Here is a 23,094-nt window from a genome sequence, read left to right as displayed (position 1 = left end):
TCGGGCTCAGACGCGCGGCTCTTCAGGAGACGCGCGTCACTTCATCCGTGATTACTGCTGAAAATTATAGACATTCCCTAAGTTTAGCACTTTTGTGAGCTCATCGAGCGCCTGACGTCCCTCAGTTAGCAGCTGCGGATCGGCCAGGTCAGCCGGTGAAAGGCGATCGCGGTAGTGACGGGCCACCCAGTCGTTAAGCGTGGTAAACAGCCTGTCATTCATCATCACGGCTGGATTAACCGCCGCGTACTCTGCCGCGTTTAGCACCACGCGCAGGCGCAGGCAGGCGGGCCCACCGCCGTTAAACATACTTTCGCGCAGGTCAAATACCTTCAGCTCGTCCACCGGGCCCCCACTCTCCACCAGCCCGCTCAGATAGCGCCAGACGCCCGCATGCTGTCGGGCCTCTTCCGGCAGCACCAGCAGCATTTTACCGTCAGCCTTGCTCAGCAGCTGGCTGTTAAACAGATAGGTGGAGACGGCATCGCCCACGCTCACCTCGTTATCCGGCACGACCAGCGGGGTAAAGCCCGGCACATTTTCTTTCAGTTCGTCCAGCAGCCGGGGCTGGTTCAGAAAAGCCCGCTGATGGCAAAAAAGAACCTGCTGGTTACTCACGGCGATAACATCGTTATGAAATACGCCTTTATCAATGACGTCAGGATCCTGCTGTGCAAAAAAAGTCCGTTTGGCATCGAGCTGGTGGAGCCTGGCCACGGCCTCGCTGGCCTCACGCGTTTGACGAGCGGGATAGCGTGTCGGTGCCAGGCCCCCCGCCCCCTCCGCGCGGCCGTAGACAAAGAGCTGAACGCCAGGTTCGCCATATCCGGCGCTAAAGCGGTTGTGGTTAGCAGCGCCTTCATCACCAAACATCCCCACCTGCGGGAGCGCATCATGAACGGTAAAGTGCGCGCCGTCACGGAATATAGCCCGCAGCAGCGCCGCCGTGGTGGGTGCTTCCATCGCCCGATGAAACTTGTTGTTAAGGTTGGCTACCGTCAGATGGACGCGCCCGTCGGCGCTGTCCGCCGAGGGGGAGACGGTCGCCGCATTGGCGACCCACATTGCCGAAGCCGAGCTCGCTGCCGAGAGCAGCGCCGGTGCCTGCGATGCCGCCTTCGCGATGACCTGCGCATCGCTGCCGGTAAAGCCAATCTGGCGCAGTGCGCCGACGTTAGGTCGCTCGTGGGGCGGGATCACCCCCTGCGCAAAGCCCCTGTCCGCCAGCGCCTTCATTTTCAGTAGCCCCTGCTGGGCTGCCAGCCGCGGATTTGACATCTGGTGTTGATGCCGGGTGGAGGCTTCATTGCCAAACGACAGCCCGGCGTAGTGGTGCGTCAGCCCCGGCAGCCCGTCAAAGTTAACCTCGCGCGCGCTCATTGCGGCTCCTCCCCAACGCTAAAATCCAGGCCAGGCGACAGCTGACCCGGAAGCGTCAGGCTGTCAGACTCCAGCGAGGCCATCGGCCAGGCACAGTAGTCGGCGGCGTAGAATGCGCTGGCGCGGTGGTTACCGGACGCGCCAACGCCGCCAAAGGGCGCGCTGCTGGCTGCGCCGGTCAGCGGTTTATTCCAGTTAACAATCCCCGCGCGGGCTTCAATCAGCAGACGGTCAAACAGATCACGCTGCGGGGAGATCAGGCCGCATGAGAGGCCATAGCGGGTGTTATTGGCCAGGCGGATCGCCTGGTCGAAATCGTCATAGCGCACCACCGACAGCAGCGGGCCAAAAACCTCTTCGTCCGGGACGTTTTTTAGCGAGGTGATATCCATGATGCCCGGCGTCAGGATCGCGCTGCTGCGATCGGGCCAGCGCATCGGCAGCAGGACCTTACCCCCTGCATCAATTCGCGTTTGCCATTCACTGTAAATATGCTCTGCTGCCTGGCGTGAAATCACGCTGCCCATAAAGGGCTGGGGTTCATCATCCCAACGGCCAGTCTGGATACGCCCGGCAACCTCAACCAATCGCGCCAGAAAAGCGTCACCCTGCGCACCGCGCTTAACCAGCATACGTCGGGCACAGGTGCAGCGCTGTCCGGCAGTAATAAAGGCCGACTGGATAGCAATATGCACGGCGGCATCAATATCCTCCGGGTCCTCGACGATAAGGGCATTATTCCCCCCCATTTCCAGCGCCAGCATTTTATCAGGCTGACCGGCAAACTGGCGGTGCAGCTGGAAACCGGTCGCGGCGCTGCCGGTAAACAGCAGGCCGTCTATATGCGCATCCTGCGCCAGCGCCTGTCCGATGTCCCGGCCGCCCTGCACCATATTTAGCACGCCGTCAGGCAGTCCGGCGCTCATCCACAGGCGGACGGTTTTTTCAGCGGTGACGGGCGTCAGCTCACTCGGCTTGAAGACCACCGTATTCCCGGCCAGCAGGGCGGGCACAATATGGCCGTTTGGCAGATGCCCCGGGAAATTGTAGGGCCCAAACACCGCCATTACGCCGTGGGGGCGGTGGCGCAACGCGCTTTCGCCGGAGAGGGTTTCCCCGGTGCGTGCGTGCCAGGCCTTAACGGATATTGCCACCTTATTGATCATTGCCTGTACTTCGGTACGGGCTTCCCAGCGGGGTTTCCCGGTTTCCTGCGCAATCGCTGTGGCCAGATCCTCGCTGTTCTTTTCCAGTAGCGCAGCAAACTTCTCCGCAATGGCCTGGCGCTCGGTAAAGGGCCGCCGTGCCCAGCCCACAAAAGCCGCGCGCGCTGCCTCGCAGGCTGAAGAAACCTGCCCTTTGCTGGCGGCCTGGCCCTGCCACAGCGTCTCACCGCCGACCGGGTCGGTTTTGGTGAATTTCTCTGCGGCCCCGGTAAGCCATTGTCCATTAATGCAGTGGGTCATGCTTTTTTCTCCTCAGGGCTTAGGGTAACTACGCGCAGGCTGTCGCCCGGCTGGCATTGCAGGGCTTCTGCCTGCTCGGGGCTGAGAGTGATGCTTTCCAGGCGCGGGTCGGCGTTCACCAGGATCGCCCGGAAATCCTGATAGCGATCGTTACCGACCAGGCACAGGGGCAGAGATTCACTGCCCTCCTCCCCGACTTCCACCGTCTGCCGATGGCTTTTACGGATAGCCCGGACGCGGTCAATGTCGCACTCCAGCGTCGGGCCTCCGTCAAAAATGTCAACGTAGTCGTTATAGCGAAAGCCCTCTGATTCCAGCACGGCACGGGCGGGCGCGGTTTGCGGGTGAGTCTGGCCAATCACGCTTTGCGCCTCTGCCGACAGATAATCCAGATAGAGCGGGTGCTTCGGCATCAGCTCGGCGATAAACGCCTTCTGCCCGGTGCCGCACAGATAATCCGCTTCGCTGAAGGACATGGAGAAAAAGCGGCTGCCAACGCTCTCCCAGAACGGCGAGTGCCCGTGTTCATCAATCACGCCGCGCATTTCGGCCACCACCTTTTGCATAAAGCGATCGCGAAAGGCGGCCATAAACAGAAAGCGCGATTTCGACAGCAGATAGCCGTTTTTGCCATTACGGTGATCGGGATCGAGGAACAGGGTGCAGAGCTCGCTGCTGCCGGTGTGGTCGTTGCTGAGCGACAGCGTCGGCAGCGAGTTATAAACATTTAACTCGCGGGAGGCATGCACCTGCGTACCCACGCGAAAGTTATACCAGGGATCCTGCAACCCGACGGCCACTTCAATCGCACAAATACCCACGGCCCTGCCGCTTTCACTCTCCTCCAGCACAAAGACATACCCCTGTTCGGCGCGCGGCAGCTCGCCCTGCCAGGTAAGCAGCGAGCGATCGATACGTGCCGCCAGGGTGGCGCTGTCGGCAGGCAGTGACGTCAGCCCGCCGCCCGTTTTGCCCGCCAGCAGCAACAGTTGCGCGAGATCGTCACGCTCAACCGGGCGAATAAGCATCATGATTGCGCTCCGTCGATCACCGCGCGACAGGCTTTTTCAAAGCGGGCCAGCCCCTCTTTTACTTCGGCTTCGCTAATAATCAGCGACGGCGCAAAGCGGATGACGCTGGCACCGGCAATCAATACCATTAGCCCTTCGCGTGCGGCGGCCTGGTTGAACAATTTTGCCTGACCGCTGTAGTCCTGATTCAGCACGCAGCCGAGAAGCAGTCCGAGGCCGCGGATCTCGCTGAACAGGTGTAGCCGCTGATTGATCTCATTCAGCCCTTCAGCAAACCAGCGGTGACGCTCGGCAACGCCCGCCATCACCTCAGGGCGGTTAATCAGCTCCATCACTTTCCCCCCCACGGCCCCGGCCAGCGGGTTACCGCCATAGGTGGTACCGTGGGTACCGACGCCCAGTACGCGGGCATACTTTTCAGTGGTGAGCATCGCGCCAATGGGAAAGCCGCCACCCAGCGCCTTCGCGGTGGTCAGCACATCTGGCGTCACGCCGTAGTGCATATAGGCATAAAGCGAACCGGTACGGCCAACGCCGCTCTGGACTTCATCGAAAATCAACAGGGCCTGATGCTTATCACACAGCTCACGCAGCCCCTGCAGAAAAGCCGGTTCGGCAGGCACCACGCCGCCTTCACCCTGGATGGGTTCAACGATGACCGCGCAGGTTGCATCGTCGATCATCGCTGCCGCAGAGGCCAGGTCATTAAAGACCGCGTGGCGGATGCCGCCGGGCAGCGGGGCAAAGTCTTTTGAATAAGCCGGCTGGCCCCCGGCGGTGACGGTAAACAGCGTGCGACCGTGAAAAGCATTACTGAAGGCAACGATGCCACTCTTCTCTTCGCCCACAGCATCATGAGCCACCTTACGGGCCAGCTTAAGCGCCGCCTCATTAGCCTCTGCCCCGGAATTACAGAAGAACACGCGTTCGGCAAAAGTGGCGTCAATTAACCGTTTCGCCAGCTTCAGCACCGGTTCATTGGTGTAGCCGTTACCGGTATGCCACAGCAGCGCCGCCTGCTGCACCAGCGCCTGCTGGAGTTCCGGATGAGCATGCCCGAGCGCATTAACGGCAATGCCGCCCGCAAAATCAATATACGACTTTCCCTGCTGGTCCCACAGCGTTGAGCCCGATGCACGTACGGGAATAAAGCCGGCAGGGGCATAGGTAGGAACAATCCATTGGTCAAAGTTTGCGCGGGTAACTTCTGATTGCATGACGGCCTCTGTTTTCAGCGCCCACCGAAAGGTGAACTAAAGGTTTAATTTATGTTAATAAAATGATTCATCACAGCTTCACTGTAATTTGCACAGTTCATGCCAGCCAGCGAATAAATTGCATAAATCACCTTACCTGACACAATATCAATAAGTTACCGGCCATCATTATTCACTAATAATGCATAAAAAGTGAATAAAACTACGGCAGGCGCAGGTTTGCCGAATAAAAAACAGAGGATTTATGCATTCAGAAAATAAAATATCGCTTTTGTGATCGGAGCGGAGATTGGCGCCTTCCAATCAGGGAGTTATGCACCTCTTTGACGCGTACTGCACTGTTTGGAGGCACGAGCGGGTCGCAGGCATGAGCATGGTCTCAGGCGCGTGCATGGTTTCATGCATGAGCATGGTCTCAGGCATGAGGTGGATCGCAGGCGTGAGAGGGGTCGGGGCTGTGAAAATGATTGCAGCCGCGAGAATGATTAGGGGCGTGAAAAGGGTCTACTCCGGCCTGAGATCAGCAATAGTGCGCATCAGGCCAGGGCTTTAAACATTGGCGCTAGTCAGCCCTGGTCCTGGTCCTGGCTTTGGTCCTGGCTTTGGTCCTGGTCCTGGCTTTGGCTTTGGCTAAGGCTCAGGTTCAGGTTCAGGCTCAGGTCAGACGATAGTGCGCGTCGGGGACGGGCGTAGCCGGCAGGTCGCGCTGGTTATTCATCTCCAGCAGGTTGATTTCGATATTGGTGCACAAGGCGTCCATCGGCAGGTGATTATTGGCGTAGCCAAAGGGCATCTCCAGCTCTTCGGCCAGCGTATCCAGCGAGAGAAAGCTGTAGGCGATAAACACCGACACCAGCGGCGTCATGTAGTGCAGATCTGGCACCAGTGCAAACGGCAGCAGCGTACAGAAAAGGTAGACCGTGCGATGCAGCAGCAGACCGTAGGCAAACGGCAGCGGCATGCTGGCCAGCCGCTCGCAGCCACCCAGTACCTGAGAAAGCTGGTGGATGCTGTTATCCAGCTGGGCAAAGACAATATCGGATACCGCACCGCTGCGGCGCAGATCGCCCAGCCACTGGGAAATTTTCATTTCGATAGCATTAGTCGGCGCACGGCGGCGCAGGACGTCTTCGGCCTCATCCCCGAGATAGCGCTGCAAATCCTCCCGTGGATCGGTCCGTCGCAGCTGGTGCTTGAGGCTGTAGCAAAATGCCATCAGCAGCGCGGTGACCCGCGTGGCATCCGCCGGTGAAATCGCATGCACCTGACGCAGCAGGGTTCTGCTGGCAATCAACAGGCCGCCCCAGAGCTGACGGGCTTCGGTCAGACGCGCATAGCAGACGCTGTTGCGAAACCCGAGGAAGATGGCGATGGAGACCCCCAGCAGGCTGAACGGCGCCAGGGTCAGCTTAACCCCCAGCGTTTCGTACCAGTCGAGGCAAAAGATCGCCACAATCGACATCAGTAGATTAAGGGCAAGTCGGAACAGGATGCCGGGCAGCACGGAGCCGTGCCAGGAGAACAGACGGACAAACCAGTGACGCGATGGACGAAGGATCATAGTAATCGGCTGCGTGGTGTTTTTTGAAATTCTGGCAAATTACCCTGACTATTCACAGCTGTTTTTTGTGATTTTACTCACATTTTTTAGCCTGGGCGATCTTGACAGCCTGTCTCAGCCAGGCTTCTCCCGCGCCAGACCACCAGGCTGCGTATTAACTCCTGGCCCCCTCATATCGAAAGGCTGAGCATCCTTTATGGCCGGACAATCACAGCTATGGCCGGACAATCATCACAGCGGCAGGATGAGCATCACCTAGGGTGCCATAAGATCGAAAGTCGGCGGCCTATCGTCCTGCAGCGTCACCGGCGGCACCAGCTTAAGCGTTATCCAGTTCGAGGTCACACGCTGCTGCCTGCTGTCCTCCAGGGTGACGGAGAGGTGATAAGTATTTGTGGCATCCGGGGAGCTGTCCCAGGCCGGAATAATAATGCTCCATCCTTGCGGATCAAGATTGTTCCCCGGCGGCGTCAGGCTTAGCGCCTGCGTGTCGCCCTGCCAGTTAACGGCCTGAAGCGGGTTAGCGTTGCGGATTTGCAGCCGCAGCGGCAGCGTTTCGCCCGGCTGGACCTGCCAGGGCGGCGTGGCCAGGAATACCGACAGCGTTTTGCGCTGACGAAAGGCCATTACCGGCGTGTCATTGCGGTTAACCTCATCGTAACGGCTGCCGCTCAGCGAGCGCGCCGCCGCGACATTTTCGGCCGAAAGCTGCTTGCTCAGCGCGACGCCAATCTGGTAGTTCATTTTTAAACCAAACTGATCCTGAGTTTCACCGGTATCGGCGGTTTTATGGGTGGCGGTAAAGGTAAAGAGCGGCACCGGCGTGTAGCTTACGCCAAGCTCGATAGCCGACGGGTTATTACCCTGCGTGCCGCTGTTAAACAGGTCAATGTTGTTACCCAGATACTGCTCGTAGCTTAGCGAAACGCCCAGCTGGCGATAGAATGGCAGATAGCCCTTGCTGGTGATGTCGTAGCCGCGCGCCAGCCGCATTTGCCCATATTCACTGCGATCCCGCCAGCCGGAAAGCGGCTGATAATAGTTGGCGGAAAAACGCAGGAAGTCGCCCCAGGCCTCCGCGCCCAGCGATCCTCGCTGCTGATGGGATTCAAACATCTGGTCAATAAAACCGTTATATCCCAGCCGCCAGTTGCCCGCCAGCCAGCGCTGGCCCACGCCAGCATTGCCCACTACGCCATAATCCGTCTGCTCAATACCGACCTGACTGAAGGTCAGATACTCATAGTTGTCCTGCCAGGGGGTAACCAGCTGAGCCGAGGTTCCCGCAAAGCTGCCATGCAGATCGACTTTCAGCGACAGATCGGCATGACCATAAGGAGAGAGTAGTCGCTCTCCCCCATTCTCAGCCCGCTGGGCGGCTTCGTCGCGAAAATGATTAAACGCCCACTGCCCCGCCTGATTACCGAGCGATTTGTCGGAGTCGCTGTCCATGCTGGCCTCGCCAATACTCTTCACCGCTTCCGCAATGCGCTTTTCGGTGGCGCTGTCTGCGGCCGTCGTGCTGCCAAGGTCGGGCAGCGAAGCGTTCAGGTCGCTGAACCTGGCAGGATCGTCAAAGGGCGCGTCGGCAACCCGCGTTTCCGTCATCATCGCCCGAACGTCAGGACAAACGATGGCCGCGGAGAATAACGCCAGCATCGGTATGCGGTTCAAAAGATAAAGGGCATTGAGTCTGCTCATAACCTCACTAATTTCTGCTAGCACAGTTTTCTGATTAAAAATGCAGGCTTTCTCACAAAATCATTCGACGTTTACTTTAGCATATTTATCTGACTGCGCGGGCAGTGCCACGCTGAAAGCGGCGGTGGTTTAGCCAGGATATTATCCCGTGTCAGACGATCGCGGTTGCGGTGGTGGATAACGGGATTATCGTCCAGGCTTTATTTCCACCCGTTCTGGAGTTATCCGATGAAGAAAATAGTGCTCTCTGCTTCACTGCTGCTCTGTGCCAGCGCCCTGAGTGCCGCGCCGGTTTTTACCCTGGTCTCGCCCGACTTTAACGATAACGCGCTGCTGGCAAAAAAGTTTGCTGGTAACACGCCTGGTAACGTCAGCTGCACCGGTGAAGGCATCTCACCCGCGCTGGGCTGGTCCTCTCCCCCCGCGCTGACCAAAAGCTTTGCGCTGACGATAACCGATCCGGTGGGTGCCAAAGGCCTTGGCGTCGATCATCTGGTTGCTTACAACATAGCCCCCCAGCAGACGCAATTCTCTCAGGGCGAGCTCGCCCAGGGTAAGGGCTTCACCGGCGGAAAAAATAGCATCGGGACGCAACGCTACGCAGGACCCTGCCCCCCCGCAGGCAGCGGCGCGCATCACTATAACTTCACGCTTATCGCCACCGATCTTGCGCCTGATGCGCTGCCCGAAGGGCTCACGCGAGACGCGCTGATGGCAAGGCTCAAAGGGCATGTGCTGGGGGCGACGGGGCTGATTGGCCGCTTTGGCAATGGTCTGTAGCCCTGGCGATTTTTCAGGTTTCAGCAACAAAAATGCCCCCCTCTTCTCAGGCCCGCAATAACATGTAATCTTGCGGGCCGCAATGGTTCCCAATCCCAAAAGTGTCAGGTAAACTGACTGCGGTTTTATCTTTCTGTAAACGTGAATGATTTTTTGTGCGGCTGCGTGCGGTTTTTTCACCTGCCGGTAAAAAAATCATTTTTAAACCGCTGGATTATCAGACTCACTGATGAGACTCACGAGGAGCACTGTGAAAACAAGCATTGCGTTAACCCTGCTGGCAGCACTGACCCTGAGCGGATGTAAAGCGCCTCCCCCCGCTGTGACGGATGACACCCTGGTGACCAGTGAAGTTGACGGCGTCAGGCTGACGCATCGCTATGCCGTTCAGGCCCCCCACGCCTTTACGCCAGTGAATGAAACTTACCGTGCGCTATACGCTGCCTCGGTAATGCCTCGCCCGGAGTTTGGCGGGAAAATTGTACGCTATCTGGATAACGGCAAGCCCTTTACCGTGCTCGGTGAAGTTGAAAATCACTGGCTGGCGATTGCGGACGACGACAGCCAGCAGCTCATTGGCTATGTTCCTTTTAAGGCTGGCGTAAAGGCGGACCTCTACGATGCAACGGTGCGCAGCGATCGTCCGCGCCCGCGCAAAAATACGAATGCGAAAAAAGTCTGTGTGGATGTCGGTGGGCAGAGTAAAGCCTGTCGCAATAACAGCACGGCCACGTGGATTCTGGAATAGATGTTGTTTCACCCCGGATCAATGTGAGTCAGGACAGGCGATGATTCTCTATTCGATGATAAGCACAGGGTGGCTGCCCCGCAGCTGCCCCCTGGCTGAGACAGTGATATCCTGATGACACTGGAAAATACGACCGACCTCCCAACCTCTGTCAGCCAGGATAATCCGCTGCTAGCCGCCGCCTCGCCGCTGCTGAATGCGATTGTGCAAATCCGCCTGTCGGCAACGCATGACGACCCCGCCGGTCTGCGCCAGCAGCTGATTGATGAGATCCGCCAGTTTGAATCCCGCAGCAAGCGAGCTGGCCTGCCTTTCGACATGATTATGGGCGCCCGCTACTGCCTGTGCAGCGTTCTGGATGAAGCCGCCGCGCAGACGCCGTGGGGAACGCGCGGCATCTGGTCCGGTAATGGCCTGCTGATCACCTTTCATAATGAAAGCTGGGGCGGGGAGAAGGTCTTTCAGCTCCTGTCACGGATTTCACAAACGCCGACGCAGCATTTATGGCTGCTGGAGGTTATCCACTACATTCTGTTACTGGGATATGAGGGCCGCTACAGGAGTATCGATCAGGGCCGCACTCAGCGTGACGCGGTGCGAAGCCGCCTGGGACAACTGATCGCTAATACGCGTGGCGTCCAGCCTCCGCTACCCGCCATGCAGCCCCTGCTTCCCACCGTGCAGCATAGCCTGTGGCGGCCGCCCGTGCCGCTCTGGGCCTGTATCACCCTGACCGCCTTTATCGCCTGCCTGATCTACACCGGGCTGAACTGGCGGCTGGGTAACGCGGCGGAACCTCTGCTGCGCGCTATCTGGGAAACGCCGCTGCCGAAAGGCGAAATTGGCCGTCGGAGTGTGTCAAGCCAGGCCCTGCTGGACCTGCGCGATCGGCTGGGCGACCTGATATCTGCCCGCCAGCTCGACGTAACGGATGGTACGGAAGGCAGCAGGGTGATTATTCCCCTGGATACGCTCTTTTCCCGTGACGGCAGCGACCTGACGCCTCAGGGACGGGCGATTATCTCCCGGGTGGCGGCGGCGATGGACAGCATCCAGGGCCGCGTGCTGGTCAGCGTCTTCACCGATGACCGCCCTGCCCGCAACAGCCATTACTCCTCAAACTATGAATCATCCCAGGCGCAGGCGCAGGTGATTGCTGCCCGGCTGCACCAGCAGATGAAGCAGCCCGGCCACACCATCCGGGGTGAAGGGAGAGGCGACAGCAGTCCGCTTCTGCCTAACGACAGCATTGAGAACCGTACGCTAAACCGACGGGTGGAAATCACTCTGCTTCCTGCACCACAGATACAGGCCAGCACCACCAGCAAAACGGGAAAATACTGATGCCAGGCGCCCTCTCAACCCTGTTCTTAAGCCGACTGTTGTGGAGTTTCATCGGCATTACCGCGCTCTCCGCGCTGATCTGGATCATGGGTCCGCTGCTCTCCTTCAGCGGTATGCACTGGCTGGAAAGCAGCATGAACCGCCAGGTGGTCATAGGGATGTGCTATTTCCTGTGGATCATGTTTCAGCTTATCCCGCAGCTTTATCGGACCTGGTTCAACAATAAACTGCTGACTAATTTGCAAAAGCAGAGCGTCGATCACGCTGAACAGGCCGCCACGGAAGAGCTGTTAAGCAGCCGCTTTAACGAAGCGGCCACGCTGCTGAAAAAAGCCCATTTCCCGACGCGCCAGCAGAAAAAATCGCAGGGCTGGCTGTCGCGCGTTAGCGCACAGCATCTGTATCAGCTGCCCTGGTACATGATCGTAGGCGCGCCGGGAGCCGGTAAAACGACCGCGCTGATTAATTCCGGTTTACAGTTTCCTCTTAGCGACAGCCTGGGTAAAACTGCGCTGCGCGGCGTGGGTGGCACCCGCCACTGCGACTGGTGGTTTACCGATGAAGCCGTGCTGCTTGATACCGCAGGCCGCTATACGCTTCAGGAAAGTCAGCGGGCGCGCGATGCCAGTGAATGGCAGACCTTTATCACGCTGCTTAAACGCTACCGTACCCGCCAGCCGATTAACGGCGTGATTATGACCATCAGCGTGGCCGACCTGCTGAGTGATTCAGCTGAGGCACGCTTTGCCCAGGCTACCGCACTGCGTCAGCGCATGGCGGAGCTGCACCAGCAAACCGGTATTCATTTTCCGGTCTACATCATGGTGACGAAGACGGATTTGCTGAAGGGCTTTATGAGCTACTTTTCCAGACTGGATAAGGATCAGCGCGAACAGGTGTGGGGCTTTACCTTTCCCTGGAGTGCGCAGAGAGAGAGCGAAGCCGCACTTCACACCCTGTTCGACAGCCAGTTCAGAGCGCTATCCAGCCGTCTGACAGACAATCTTGCGGGGATTATGGCCGAAGAGAGGGATCTCGCCCTGCGCGCCGAGAGTTTTCTGTTCCCGCAGGAGTTTGCCACGCTGCGTACGCTGCTGGCGGAATACCTTGATATCGTCTTTTCTGCCGATAACGAGCCCGTCTCGTGGCCGGTACGCGGGGTGTTTTTCACCAGCGGAACGCAGGAAGGTCTGCCGTTCGACCGCATTATGGGTCAGCTAACCCGCAAGCTACAGCTGCCGCAGCCCGGCTCCCACTCCATCGCCAGCTGGGACCAGGTTAATCGCAGTGCCCCCATTCCAGCCAACAAGGGCCAGGGCTACTTTATCCACCAGCTATTGAGCGGGATTATTTTTCAGGAGAGCGCCCTGGCGGGAAGCGATCGTTCATGGGAGCACAGAAATCGCCTGCTGCACTGGGCAGGATATGCCTCAATGGCGCTGGCGCTGGTGATCGCCACCCTGCTGTGGGGCACCAGCTACTATAAAAATCAGCAATATTTGCAGCAGGTTGATATGCGATTAAAACCGATCAATCAGCAGGCAAAAGGGCTGGTCAGCAGCAACAGCGGCGATATCCTGGATCTGCTACCCTTTTTAAACGGTCTTATCGCCCTGCCGCAAAGCAACCAGTTTTCCCTGGATGCGCCACCTCTGAGCATGCGTGCCGGTCTTTACCGGGGCAATCAGGTGAGCGACGCCGCCTGGGGCATTTATCAGAATGCGCTGAAAACGCTGCTGCTGCCGCGTGTGGCACAGACGATAACGGCCACGCTGCGCAATGATAATGGTCAGGATAGCGAGTTCAGCCGTAATGCGCTGCGCGCCTATCAGATGCTATATCAGCCCAGAAGCTATGACGGCGAGTTTCTGCGCGGCTGGGTGATGCAAAATCTTCAGCGTAGCCTGCCTGCCGACGTGACCACGCGCCAGCTGCAACAGCTTGACTGGCACCTCAGTCAGCTGCTTGACCGTCAGATTCTGACTTCGCCGTATGCGCGGGACAATGTTCTGATGATGGGAAGGTTGTCGCTAAAACTGAACGGTACCGATCCTCAGCCTGCTGCGCCCGCCGCCGAACAGGGCTCGCAGTAATTGATCGCTAATGAATAAGGCCATCGCGATGTCAGAAAAATATGACCTGGGATGGTATGGCAAACTGCCTGGAACCGGTGACTTTCTGCAGCGCCGACTGTCAGCGAGCACGGTAGCAAGCTGGTCTAACTGGTTTCAGCTGGGCATGGCCCACTGGCACCAGCACAGTGAAGGGGGCAGCCAACTCTTCCGTCGCGCACCGGTATGGAATTTTGCCCTGCCCGCTACGCTGGGCGTACAGCGAATACAAATTGGCTGCCTGCTGCCCTCCTGTGACCGCGTCGGGCGCACCTGGCCGCTGTTGGCGTTACAAAGCGTACCGGTAAGCCTGTGGCATCCGGCCCAGCTGGCCGTCTCCGGTGAGTGGTTCCGAACGCTGGGGGAAACCCTTTATCAGGGCGTGGTCCAGTCGGCTTCCCCCGATCTGCTGGAAGCCGCGCTTTCCGCATTAACGCCGCTGGCCCTTCCCGATACCGGTCGTTCGGATATTATGGACGTGCTTGGCTATCAGGATCTGCCCTGCACGCTGGCATGGCGCGAGGTCGCCCTCCGTTTTGATCCGATGCAGTACACCAGCTACTGGTGGACAAACCAGAGCGATGGATATCCGCTGGCCAGCCATAAGCACAGCGGCAATCTGACCGCCCAATTATTTTCGCAACTGTTCGACCCGGACGCCGTGGCGCAGCCGGGTCGAAATGGACTCTATCCACCGATGTTTGAGTAATGTTAGCTGGCCTTATGGCCCTGGCTCAGGAAAAGCGAATGCGATTTACCATTGTTGAAAGCCGCACCGAGGTGCCCGTTACCGCCTGCGAATTTGTTTCGCCCGGCGGAACGATTGGGCGCAGCGCCGATAACGATCTTGTGCTGCCCGATGCCGATCGTGCGATATCGCGCCTGCAGGCGGTGGTGCAGGTTACCTGCAACGGCGAGTGTCGTCTGACTAATCACGGCAGCGTGATTGCCGTGCTGCACAACCATATGCCGCTGGCGCGCGGCAGTCAGACGACGCTTCAGCATGGCGATCTGCTGGGTATTGGTGATTATCAAATCGCCGTCTGTGACCCGGCCCGCGAGCATGAAGAACCCCAAAACCCTCTCGACCCGCTCTCATTATTTACCCCCCTCAACGAATCCGGCGACGATCCGCTGGGCATCCTGGAAGACGAAGCGCCGATCGTCATTCATCCTGCCGATACCTTAAGTCCCGAGCAGCTGGCTGCCCGCATGAACCGACAGCACTCCGCCCGGCTGGGTATTGATCCGGTCAGCCATACCCCTCCTCCAGCCGGGCACTACCCTGCTCAGGGTAACGAGCAGCGCCTGCTGGCCGCACTTATGGAGGGTATGGGGCTGGATTATGGCCCGGGTAAAAGCCAGGTGACCGAGGATCAGATGCGCATTACCGGCCGTATGCTCAGCCTGTTTTCGCAGGGGACGGTCGCGCTGCTCTCATCGCGTTCGATCCTCAAGCGGGGCGTAAAAGCCGAGATGACCATGATCCTCAACGAAGCCAACAACCCGTTTAAGATCCTGCCTTCCGGTAAAACGGTCCTGATGCAGATTTACCAGAGCCAGATGCCGGGCTTTATGCCGCCTGAACAGGCGGTCAGGGATGCGCTGGTCGATTTACAGGCGCACCAGCTGGGAATGATTGCCGGCATCAGAGCGATCATTGCCGCCATGCTGCAATCGTTCAATCCTCAGCGCCTGGAGGAGAATGCGAAGCGCGACGGAAATCTCTCGCGCATGGGCCTCAGCATCACCCGCAAAGCAGCGATGTGGGATTATTTCATGCGCCATTATCAAAAGACCTCAGGTGAGGTTGAAGATGATTTCCATACGCTTTTCGGTGAAGCGTTCCTTCAGGCGTATGATATGGAAGTTAATCAGTATAAAGACTCGCAAATTCAAGCGGATGAAAATGAACATTAATTTTGCCTCGACCTCGCAAACGGGTGCGCGCGAAACCAATCAGGATGAAACCGGCGCGTTGCCGGGTGAGCACCGCGCCTGTTTTCTGGTCTGCGATGGCGTGGCAGGGAATGAAGGTGGCGGTAAAGCGGCTGAGCTTGCCCGGGATGCCCTGCTTACTCAATTAGCCGTTGATGCACCGCTTAACCCGGAAGAGACCGCAGGCTGGATCGCTATCGCCGAGCAGGCCATCCACCAGGCGCAGCAGAATAATCCGAATTTTGCGCATATGAGTACCACCCTCGCGGCGTTGTTTATTGATCGTGATGACCCGCGCGCATGGTGGGTGCATGCCGGGGATAGCCGCATTTATCACTTTCGCCGGGGATTTATTCATCGGGTCACGCGCGACCATAGTCTGGTGCAACAGATGAAGGATGCGGGCTATGAAAATACCGGAATTAACAGTAATTTACTTTATAATGCGCTCGGCGTAGCGGGAAGTCAGCCGGTAAGCTACAGCGAGGTGATGCCGCTTGAGGATGGCGACGTTTTTTTACTCTGTACCGATGGTTTCTGGTGCAGCCTGACATCCCAGGAGATGGAGCAGGCCCTGCGCATGGTGAACTCTCCGCAGGAGTGGCTGGCGCTGATGCAGAAAGCGATCAATCGCAGTGAGAAAAATGACAATCTGAGCGCCGTTGCGGTGTGGGTCGGCTCACCCCAGGAAACCACCCTTTTTCAATCCATGGCGGATTCCGCTCGTTTTCTACCGCCGCGTAAGTCACAACAAGGAACGCTATGAAATTTTGGTTGCCCGCCACCCTGATAGTGTTATTTGCTGCCACTGCACAGGCAGAGGATTATCGCGCGGTTTACTCGCCCAGTCTCGCGCTGGAGGTGTATATCGACAACGTTGACAGCAACGCACCTGAAGACTGGTGTCATGAAAATATTCATCTGCGTATCGTCTCAGGCAAGGCCAGCGAGTCCAGCGTGCTGAACACCTTTCTGCCAAGGGTAGGCAATCTGCTACAGAACCAGTGTAGCAAGCTTCTTGAGCTTCCCTGGCAGATGACCACAGAGACCGGGGCCGTTCTGGCTACGGGAACGGCGGCAAAGGAGCAGAAATGGCACCCTATCGTGCTGGCGGACGGCACCCCTGCGGCAACTGCCGGTAACGCCGAGCCGCTGGACCTGTCGCAGCCGGCCAACGCCGAGCCTTTACAGCACTTTGACCTGCCCGGCGGCTGTCATTTCCGCACCTGGTGGGACAAAAACGGCCAGTCGCTGTTTATACCGGATGGTAAAGGCCTGCGCTGCCCCGCCCAGGGGTGGCTGGAAGGAAAAAGTGAGCTGACTCTCACTCATGACGGTAAAAATGAGCGGGTAAACGTGGAGTTTTACGAGGGCTTTCCGCTGCAAAATATTCATCCGGCGGCGGGATCGCTGGATATCACTGCCGCCAATAACCAGCGGCTGGTTGTCAGCAGGAAAGGTGCGCCGGACAGCTGGCTGCTACTGCCCTTTGATACGGCACACCATGTCTGGTCATTTGATGGCACCCTGCTGGTGAAGATGGACAGACGCCAGGCAACGGATGCGGGTGCAGTCAGGACGCGCGTGGAAACTATGCGTAAAGCCTGGGCTGCGATTATCGATCCGAAAACAAAAGTTACCGTGCTGCTGGTTGATGACCTGCATGCCGATCTGGCCGATCCGGCAATTGGTGCCTGGCGCACCGTTAACTGACCCGCACTTAGAGAGTGGTTACTATGTCGGCGAACGAAAAGACAAAAAATGTGCCCAGCGCCCTTCCGGCGGGCCACCGTTTTAACGAGTTTGAGATTAAAGAAGTGATTGGCGGGGGCGGCTTTGGGATTGTCTATCGCGCATGGGATCACCTGCTTGAACGCACCATTGCAATAAAGGAATATTTGCCGATCTCTCTCGCTTCGCGTGGGGAAGATTTAGAGATTGTTCTGCGGGGCGAGCGCTATCAGAAACTTTTTGCCGCTGGCCTGAGCAGCTTTATACGCGAAGCCCGCCTGCTGGCGCGCTTTAACCATCCTGGCCTGCTGCACGTCCTACGCTTCTGGGAGGAGAACGGCACCGCCTACATGGGGACGCTGTACTACAGCGGCACCACGCTGAAAGCCTGGCAGTCGGCCAGACCGGAGTCGATTGATGATGCCTGGATACGGCATCTGCTGCCGCCGCTGTTTGGCGCGATCAATACCCTGCATCAGGGCGGATTTCTGCATCGGGATATCTCGCTGGATAATATCCAAATCCAGGATAACCAACTGCCGGTGCTGCTGGACTTCGGCTCGGCCCGAAAAGAAATTGGTAACCTCTCCGACCAGACCGAAATTATGCTTAAGCCGGGCTACGCGCCCATTGAGCAGTACAGCGAGGAGAGTGACAGCGACCAGGGGCCGTGGACCGATATCTATGCGCTGGGTGCCGTACTGCATACGCTGGTCACCGGAGCGCCGCCGCCGGTTAGCGTGGTGCGCTGTATTGAGGACCGCTATCAGCCGCTGACGCAGCTGCGCCCGGCGGGCTTTTCCCTGTCGCTGCTCAATGCCATTGATCGGGCGCTGATGATGAAACCCCAGGACAGGCCGCAGTCAATTGATGAACTCGCCGCCCTGATTGAGCTACCGGTCAGCACCGTCGAAGAGCTGGTATGCGCGCCGTCGCACCTGACGCTGGCAGACGAGATATTTGAGCCGCTGCCGGATGCGGAACCCGAACCGGTAGCCGTGGCGATCAACCCGGCTGCGCGGCCAGTGACGGCAGATACCCCACAAAGGATCCGCAAGCTGTCCAGGCCGCTGCTGATCCTCTGCGGCGTTGCCGTGGTGGCAGTGGTGGCGCTGGTTTCTATGCTCAACCAAAGCGGGCCGACAGAGCGCGCTGAACAGTCTGCTTTCCCCTCGGGGACCGAATCCTCTTCCCAGGCTGCCAGCGCGTCAGCCACTGCGTCAGTGCCCCACTCCGCCCCCATGCTGGCGACGGTTTATCTGAGGCTGGCCCATGGCGAGACCGTGATGCTAAACGGCGCGCCGGTAGACGTTAAGCCCAATAATAGCGGCTACGCCTCGCTCAACCTGGCGGCGGGCCATTATAAAATTGAGGTGCATTCCGGCGAAGGCGTTCATGCTCAGCAGCTGGAGATCGATCGCGCAGGCACCTGGCTGATTAATCCCGGAGGGTGACTGGGGGTGGGGTTAACCCACCCGCCCGACGTGGCACTGCTGTAGCTCACGAACGCGCTGTACCAGACCGGTCAGGCAGTCGTCATAGAGGCCGCGCTTGTTCAGTTCCTGCTCAAGTGAAAACAGGTATTGCGCATTGCTCCCCAGTGGGCCGCTGGCCTGGGCGATCAGCGGCGCGGTGGTCGTGGGGCAGGTATCGGACTCGTACAGCGCATGGCGCGGATCCATTACGAAGGCCAGCGCGGTGACCCGACGCCCATCGTTAAGCGCCAGTTCGCACCAGGTGGGCAGGTAGCAGCCCGTCACCATTTCACGCTTCCAGAGCAGCGTCAGCTCTTCATGCAGCGTCTCTTCCGGCAGCCTGAACGCCACTCCCGTCGTCTGGCCGCCATCCTTCAGGGCCAGCATGCGTCCGGGCTGTGTGGCCGTCCCTCGCCCTGCGGTAAGGCGCAGGCAAAAGGCACGATGCCAGCCGCGTAGCGTGCCTTCCGCCGTCTCTTCTGACTCAAAAATAGGGTTCCACATCAGCGAGCCATAGCCAAATATCCATACCGGGCTGTGGTCGGGGCGACAGGCCAGCGTGGCGGCCAGCGAAGCAGCCCGCTGTTCGCAGGTCCATAACAACGATTCTTCAATGGTGCCAAAAGCCGTTTTACAGTCCGCCTTTAATAAGAAATCCCGCGTCAACATAGACCTTCTCCCCTGCCCGTGAGCATCAATGCTGCATGATATGCTCAATGCTTTAACTATGAATAATTAACCCACTTATCGTTTGGTTATGAACACTGACCCTATGTCATTCAGACTTTGCAATCAAGGGTGATGGTCATCACAAAAGTAAATCTTTCAATACTGAGATCATCGGCAGCACTAAGGCAAACTTAAGCGCCCGGTTGCCGGGCGGCTTCTGAGTGTCGCTGAAGGGCGTTAAAGCGCACTGTTTCGCATAATGGATGCAATGCTGGGGTATAGATCCGTTCAGTCATATAGCGTTTTCCCTGGTCAGAAGCGCGTTCACTACCTGTTTTGTTTCTGTGCTGAGCGCCGGAAAATAATATCAACCCGTCGCTGCCAGTCTGCCGATAACGCTTTACTGATTATTTTCTGAACGGTAGAGTGTCCCGGACAGAGGGAAATGTTTTTCACGTGCTGGCAACCTTTACTGAATTCGAAGGCGATCTGATACGCCTGCGAACCCGAAAGGAATGGCAACAGCATGGGTAAATTATTATATATACAAGGATGAAGAATCATGGCTCAGGGTATTTTTATAAAATTTAATGGTATCGATGGAGAATCTCAGGATTTCACACACAAAGGGGAGATCGAGATACTAAACTGGGACTGGTCTGTTAGTCAGACATTGAATATGCATTCGGGCAGTGGCGGTGGTACGGGAAAATGTACTTTTGATAACCTTCATTTTGAACACTATATTGACAAATCCAGCCTCAACCTTCTTCAATTTTGCCTGACCGGAAAATATATTCCTGAAGCGGTTATGACTATACGCAAAGCCGGATGCTCACATCTGGAGTTTCTGCGCCTTACGCTTCAGGATATTCTTATCACTGGAGTGCATCCCGTTTACTACAATACCATGCGCGTACCGCGCGAGGCTGTAAGTCTGACTTTCTCCAGAGTAGCAATGGATTATATTCTGCAGAATGCAGTGGGAAATGCCGCAGGTACGATTTCCTCAGAGTATGACATTAAAGCCAATACGGTAATTTAACTACTGGTAATACAAGGAAGGATAAATGTTATTCATTGATAAAAATGGTTTAATGGATGCGGAACGTATTATTGTAAAGCGATTCATTACGATAGAGCGCTCAAGAATGGATAAAGTTAACGGGATTGTTGTACATCAGACGGGAGGCTCCACTGCAGAAAGCTCTTTTAATAGTTATAAAAATACGGGTGCAAACGGAGCTCATTTCCTGATAGATAAAGATGGTACTATTTACCAGACAGCTTCTGTATTTAAAGTCACCAACCATGTCGGTAAGATAAGATCCCGGTGTTATATGGAAAAGACATGCACACCTTCAGCATTTACCACATTAAAACCGCTACTTAATAAGTATAAACAACTCTCCCGGTTAGAACAGAAGAAGCCTTATCCGGAAAGATACCCTGCTAACGGTGACTCTCTGGGAATAGAAATTGTAGGGAAACCCACTTCAGGAGAAGGGGAAAACGCAGTTTATGAAAAAGTATGTGATGCACAAAACCGCTCTTTAAGATGGCTCATAGCTGAACTTACTGACACGCTGAAAGTATCAATGACTGAAATATTCAGACATCCAGAAGTATCATATAAAGTTAAGACAGAAGCAGGTACAGCCCGATGGTAAAAAAAATACTTTCCATATTGGGTTTGATTTTTACCATCAATGTGGCTTTTGCAGGCCATACTGCAACCAGGACAATAATAAAAATCAAAATTCACGAAACAGGAAAAAGTGAAGATGAGTCAGAAAATGTGAAGGAGGGTTGCCGTGTTTTTAAAATCACAGAAAAAGATGTCGGAGAATTCTTTTCTTATGCCTATCCTGTGCCTCTGAATTTCACTACCCATGAACGTTACTCCCCCTGTTATGCTAAGGGAACCATTGAGTTTAGCAACAATACCCGTGGTAAATGGAAGATTGACTCCAGTGGAGGCGGAACACTACTCTGGGATACGGGTGATGTAGCAACGTTATTTTATAATAACTATAAGTGGACAGATCCTTTTGAGGGAACATACACGCCTGAGGATGAATCCAGTCCAGAATAGAAAGTCAGGTTGTTATAATTAAAGTACGTCTCAACAGACGTACTTTAATTTCTGAGTGATTCAAGATATTAACATGATTTGACGGAGCTACAGTGAAGTAAACAGTGGCAACTTTCTGGCAGCTTCCTGCTTACAACCCCTTCACACTCCACCTGTCCCCTGCTCCAGGTTTGGCCGTATTACTTCTTATGCCACTTATCGTCATCACCCTTTTGAAACTGGTGCTTTACCGCAGCCCAGGCAACTTTATGTGCGACCTCTTCCTGAGACTCATCGCCGCGACGCTCTTTTTTATCCTTATACTCTTCCCAGGCGCTGTTAAAGGCTGCCTGATAAATGTCCTGCGCATGTGCGGGCAGCACATTTTTAACGCTATCCGGCAGGGACGAACGGGTTTTATATGGCATAGGTTATCTCCTCTTTTGTCACTGTTACCAGCCTGGTATCGATCCTGTCAGATCGCCATTTAGTGCTTTACAGGCCGTTAAGCTTCTAAAACAGATAAAGCTCGCAACACGGGTACAAACCACGGCTGAAAAAGCATTTATTCTGCGTATAATTCGCAACAAATAATTTTAATATCCGATTAGATACAGTGAGATAAGATGCCAGACCGCAAAAATAACGACTTCAACTAAAAAAAGCGCCATTCGGTAATATTTCGTAAAATATTAGGTAATTTACCCCGTCAGGCCTTATACTGCGACCGCTTGTATTATCACCACTTATTACCATTATTGTAGAAGCTTACGCAGCCATTGCCTCCCGGGTTAACCATTAAATAAAAGGGTCAAATGCCTATGAGTTCGAACGACAGCGGCAAAACACGCCACACCGAGTACTCGCTTATTCTTCCCCTCGCCGCGCTGGCCGTACTCTGGTTTTGGGGTGCATCAGGTTCACTATCCGTTGTGGTAGGAATCAACCTGCTGGCGCTGGTCGCCATCCTGGGCAGCGCCTTTAGCGTGGTGCGTCACGCTGACGTGCTTGCCCACCGACTGGGTGAACCCTACGGCTCCCTGATCCTCAGCCTGTCGGTAGTCATTCTTGAAGTTAGCCTGATTTCAGCCCTGATGGCGACGGGTGATGCCGCGCCCGCGCTGATGCGCGACACGCTTTACTCAATCATCATGATTGTGACCTGTGGACTGGTGGGGGCCGCGCTGCTGCTGGGGGGGCGTAAATTTGCGACCCAGTATGTCAATCTGGCCGGGGTGAAGCAGTATCTGATCGCCATTTTTCCACTGGGTATTCTGGTGCTGGTGTTTCCTAACGCGCTGCCCGGCGGAAACTTNGCTGATCCAGACCAAGACCCATCAGAGCCTGTTTGTTTACGAGCATGAAGACGAGGGCGACGATCCCCATCATGGCAAACCTTCAGCCCACTCCAGCCTGTGGCATACCCTCTGGCTGATTGTCCATCTGGTCGCGGTCATTGCGGTCACCAAGATGAATGCCAACACGCTGGAATCACTGCTAACCGAATTACATGCGCCTGAGCAGTTTACCGGCTTCCTGGTCGCGCTGCTTATCCTCTCCCCCGAAGGGCTGGGTGCAATTAAAGCCGTGCTGGCAAATCAGGTGCAGCGCGCCATGAATCTCTTCTTTGGTTCCGTGCTGGCGACTATCTCTCTGACCGTACCGGCCGTCACCATTATCGCTACCCTCACCGGTCAGCAGCTGATATTTGGGCTTGAGTCATCGCAAATGGTGGTGATGGTTGCCGCCCTGCTGCTGTGTCAGATCTCTTTCTCGACCGGACGAACCAATGTACTGAACGGCGCGGCACACCTGGCGCTGTTTGTGGGATACCTGATGACCATTATGCTGTAGCGGTAAGGAAGGGA

20 protein-coding genes and 1 pseudogene are annotated in these 23,094 nt (G+C 56.3%); 13 read left to right on the top strand and 8 right to left on the bottom strand.

The features are described 5' to 3' along the window. Positions 1-51: 51 nt before the first annotated feature. The 6 genes from astB to A1830_RS06580 form a co-directional block, all read right to left on the bottom strand. Complete coding sequence (gene astB, locus A1830_RS06610) at positions 52-1,380, bottom strand: N-succinylarginine dihydrolase (protein WP_067703460.1); 1,329 nt, start codon at positions 1,378-1,380, stop codon at positions 52-54. Next, on the bottom strand, positions 1,377-2,846 hold the full coding sequence (gene astD / locus A1830_RS06605) for a succinylglutamate-semialdehyde dehydrogenase (RefSeq protein WP_067703458.1): 1,470 nt from the start codon (positions 2,844-2,846) through the stop codon (positions 1,377-1,379). The genes astB and astD overlap by 4 nt, the downstream gene beginning before the upstream one ends. Next, the gene (gene astA / locus A1830_RS06600) at positions 2,843-3,877 is read right to left on the bottom strand and encodes an arginine N-succinyltransferase (protein WP_067703455.1); all 1,035 of its coding nucleotides are present in this window, start codon (positions 3,875-3,877) and stop codon (positions 2,843-2,845) included. Before astA ends, astD begins: the two co-directional genes overlap by 4 nt. Continuing rightward, on the bottom strand, positions 3,874-5,094 hold the full coding sequence (locus tag A1830_RS06595) for a bifunctional succinylornithine transaminase/acetylornithine transaminase (RefSeq protein WP_067703452.1): 1,221 nt from the start codon (positions 5,092-5,094) through the stop codon (positions 3,874-3,876). Before A1830_RS06595 ends, astA begins: the two co-directional genes overlap by 4 nt. Positions 5,095-5,749: 655 nt before the next feature. Further along, positions 5,750-6,655, bottom strand: a complete 906-nt coding sequence (locus tag A1830_RS06585; protein ID WP_067703446.1) for a bestrophin family protein — start codon at positions 6,653-6,655, stop codon at positions 5,750-5,752. 255 nt (positions 6,656-6,910) lie between these two features. Further along, positions 6,911-8,356 (bottom strand): YchO/YchP family invasin, encoded by a 1,446-nt coding sequence (locus tag A1830_RS06580; protein ID WP_082804105.1) that lies wholly within the window; start codon positions 8,354-8,356, stop codon positions 6,911-6,913. A gap of 228 nt (positions 8,357-8,584) precedes the next feature. Here A1830_RS06580 and A1830_RS06575 point away from each other — a divergent pair, with 228 nt between their 5' ends. From A1830_RS06575 to A1830_RS06535, 9 genes are all read left to right on the top strand, one after another. Further along, positions 8,585-9,136 carry a YbhB/YbcL family Raf kinase inhibitor-like protein gene (locus tag A1830_RS06575; protein WP_067703443.1) on the top strand — a complete coding sequence of 184 codons (552 nt, stop codon included), beginning with the start codon at positions 8,585-8,587 and terminating at the stop codon, positions 9,134-9,136. A gap of 229 nt (positions 9,137-9,365) precedes the next feature. After that, positions 9,366-9,884 carry an SH3 domain-containing protein gene (locus tag A1830_RS06570; protein WP_067703441.1) on the top strand — a complete coding sequence of 173 codons (519 nt, stop codon included), beginning with the start codon at positions 9,366-9,368 and terminating at the stop codon, positions 9,882-9,884. A gap of 114 nt (positions 9,885-9,998) precedes the next feature. Continuing rightward, positions 9,999-11,228 carry a type IVB secretion system protein IcmH/DotU gene (gene icmH, locus A1830_RS06565; RefSeq protein WP_067703438.1) on the top strand — a complete coding sequence of 410 codons (1,230 nt, stop codon included), beginning with the start codon at positions 9,999-10,001 and terminating at the stop codon, positions 11,226-11,228. After that, positions 11,228-13,321, top strand: a complete 2,094-nt coding sequence (gene tssM, locus A1830_RS06560) for a type VI secretion system membrane subunit TssM (protein ID WP_067703435.1) — start codon at positions 11,228-11,230, stop codon at positions 13,319-13,321. The genes icmH and tssM overlap by 1 nt, the downstream gene beginning before the upstream one ends. 28 nt (positions 13,322-13,349) lie before the next feature. Beyond that, on the top strand, positions 13,350-14,048 hold the full coding sequence (tagF, locus tag A1830_RS06555; RefSeq protein ID WP_067703733.1) for a type VI secretion system-associated protein TagF: 699 nt from the start codon (positions 13,350-13,352) through the stop codon (positions 14,046-14,048). Positions 14,049-14,086: 38 nt separating this feature from the next. Next, the gene (gene tagH / locus A1830_RS06550) at positions 14,087-15,259 is read left to right on the top strand and encodes a type VI secretion system-associated FHA domain protein TagH (protein WP_067703432.1); all 1,173 of its coding nucleotides are present in this window, start codon (positions 14,087-14,089) and stop codon (positions 15,257-15,259) included. Then, a complete protein-coding gene (locus A1830_RS06545; RefSeq protein WP_067703730.1) occupies positions 15,249-16,043 on the top strand; it encodes a PP2C family protein-serine/threonine phosphatase in 795 nt (264 codons plus the stop codon). The genes tagH and A1830_RS06545 overlap by 11 nt, the downstream gene beginning before the upstream one ends. Beyond that, positions 16,040-16,990, top strand: a complete 951-nt coding sequence (locus A1830_RS06540; protein ID WP_067703429.1) for a hypothetical protein — start codon at positions 16,040-16,042, stop codon at positions 16,988-16,990. Before A1830_RS06545 ends, A1830_RS06540 begins: the two co-directional genes overlap by 4 nt. 23 nt (positions 16,991-17,013) lie before the next feature. Then, positions 17,014-18,462 carry a serine/threonine protein kinase gene (locus tag A1830_RS06535; RefSeq protein WP_067703426.1) on the top strand — a complete coding sequence of 483 codons (1,449 nt, stop codon included), beginning with the start codon at positions 17,014-17,016 and terminating at the stop codon, positions 18,460-18,462. A gap of 12 nt (positions 18,463-18,474) precedes the next feature. On the opposite strand, the gene A1830_RS06530 is transcribed toward A1830_RS06535, so the two are convergent. Then, a complete protein-coding gene (locus A1830_RS06530; protein WP_067703423.1) occupies positions 18,475-19,152 on the bottom strand; it encodes a gamma-glutamylcyclotransferase in 678 nt (225 codons plus the stop codon). 562 nt (positions 19,153-19,714) lie between these two features. Here A1830_RS06530 and A1830_RS06525 point away from each other — a divergent pair. Genes A1830_RS06525 through A1830_RS06515 form a run of 3 tightly spaced genes read left to right on the top strand, consistent with a single transcriptional unit; the run spans position 19,715 to position 21,247 of the window. Then, a complete protein-coding gene (locus tag A1830_RS06525) occupies positions 19,715-20,197 on the top strand; it encodes an Hcp family type VI secretion system effector (protein ID WP_067703420.1) in 483 nt (160 codons plus the stop codon). 25 nt (positions 20,198-20,222) lie between these two features. Continuing rightward, complete coding sequence (locus tag A1830_RS06520; RefSeq protein ID WP_067703417.1) at positions 20,223-20,822, top strand: peptidoglycan recognition protein family protein; 600 nt, start codon at positions 20,223-20,225, stop codon at positions 20,820-20,822. Next, positions 20,816-21,247, top strand: coding sequence for a hypothetical protein (locus tag A1830_RS06515; protein ID WP_067703414.1), 432 nt, complete (start codon positions 20,816-20,818; stop codon positions 21,245-21,247). Before A1830_RS06520 ends, A1830_RS06515 begins: the two co-directional genes overlap by 7 nt. 179 nt (positions 21,248-21,426) lie before the next feature. Here A1830_RS06515 and chaB read toward each other — a convergent pair whose 3' ends face one another. Then, positions 21,427-21,654, bottom strand: coding sequence for a putative cation transport regulator ChaB (gene chaB / locus A1830_RS06510; RefSeq protein WP_067703412.1), 228 nt, complete (start codon positions 21,652-21,654; stop codon positions 21,427-21,429). A gap of 393 nt (positions 21,655-22,047) precedes the next feature. Here chaB and chaA point away from each other — a divergent pair. Continuing rightward, positions 22,048-23,080 (top strand): annotated as a pseudogene (gene chaA, locus A1830_RS06505) (sodium-potassium/proton antiporter ChaA). Positions 23,081-23,094 lie beyond the last annotated feature (14 nt).

The organism is Erwinia sp. ErVv1 (assembly GCF_900068895.1).
In the GTDB taxonomy this organism is placed as follows: Bacteria; Pseudomonadota; Gammaproteobacteria; order Enterobacterales; family Enterobacteriaceae; genus Erwinia.
Note: the sequence above shows the minus strand (reverse complement) of the source record. Positions and strands in the feature narration are given on the sequence as shown.

Bases quoted from the DNA above. Each gene is read 5' to 3' on its own strand.
- astB (WP_067703460.1), bottom strand. From the start codon at position 1,380: ATGAGCGCGCGCGAGGTTAACTTTGACGGGCTGCCGGGGCTGACGCAC.
- astD (WP_067703458.1), bottom strand. From the start codon at position 2,846: ATGACCCACTGCATTAATGGACAATGGCTTACCGGGGCCGCAGAGAAA.
- astA (WP_067703455.1), bottom strand. From the start codon at position 3,877: ATGATGCTTATTCGCCCGGTTGAGCGTGACGATCTCGCGCAACTGTTG.
- A1830_RS06595 (WP_067703452.1), bottom strand. From the start codon at position 5,094: ATGCAATCAGAAGTTACCCGCGCAAACTTTGACCAATGGATTGTTCCT.
- A1830_RS06585 (WP_067703446.1), bottom strand. From the start codon at position 6,655: ATGATCCTTCGTCCATCGCGTCACTGGTTTGTCCGTCTGTTCTCCTGG.
- A1830_RS06580 (WP_082804105.1), bottom strand. From the start codon at position 8,356: ATGAGCAGACTCAATGCCCTTTATCTTTTGAACCGCATACCGATGCTG.
- A1830_RS06575 (WP_067703443.1), top strand. From the start codon at position 8,585: ATGAAGAAAATAGTGCTCTCTGCTTCACTGCTGCTCTGTGCCAGCGCC.
- A1830_RS06570 (WP_067703441.1), top strand. From the start codon at position 9,366: ATGAGACTCACGAGGAGCACTGTGAAAACAAGCATTGCGTTAACCCTG.
- icmH (WP_067703438.1), top strand. From the start codon at position 9,999: ATGACACTGGAAAATACGACCGACCTCCCAACCTCTGTCAGCCAGGAT.
- tssM (WP_067703435.1), top strand. From the start codon at position 11,228: ATGCCAGGCGCCCTCTCAACCCTGTTCTTAAGCCGACTGTTGTGGAGT.
- tagF (WP_067703733.1), top strand. From the start codon at position 13,350: ATGTCAGAAAAATATGACCTGGGATGGTATGGCAAACTGCCTGGAACC.
- tagH (WP_067703432.1), top strand. From the start codon at position 14,087: ATGCGATTTACCATTGTTGAAAGCCGCACCGAGGTGCCCGTTACCGCC.
- A1830_RS06545 (WP_067703730.1), top strand. From the start codon at position 15,249: ATGAACATTAATTTTGCCTCGACCTCGCAAACGGGTGCGCGCGAAACC.
- A1830_RS06540 (WP_067703429.1), top strand. From the start codon at position 16,040: ATGAAATTTTGGTTGCCCGCCACCCTGATAGTGTTATTTGCTGCCACT.
- A1830_RS06535 (WP_067703426.1), top strand. From the start codon at position 17,014: ATGTCGGCGAACGAAAAGACAAAAAATGTGCCCAGCGCCCTTCCGGCG.
- A1830_RS06530 (WP_067703423.1), bottom strand. From the start codon at position 19,152: ATGTTGACGCGGGATTTCTTATTAAAGGCGGACTGTAAAACGGCTTTT.
- A1830_RS06525 (WP_067703420.1), top strand. From the start codon at position 19,715: ATGGCTCAGGGTATTTTTATAAAATTTAATGGTATCGATGGAGAATCT.
- A1830_RS06520 (WP_067703417.1), top strand. From the start codon at position 20,223: ATGTTATTCATTGATAAAAATGGTTTAATGGATGCGGAACGTATTATT.
- A1830_RS06515 (WP_067703414.1), top strand. From the start codon at position 20,816: ATGGTAAAAAAAATACTTTCCATATTGGGTTTGATTTTTACCATCAAT.
- chaB (WP_067703412.1), bottom strand. From the start codon at position 21,654: ATGCCATATAAAACCCGTTCGTCCCTGCCGGATAGCGTTAAAAATGTG.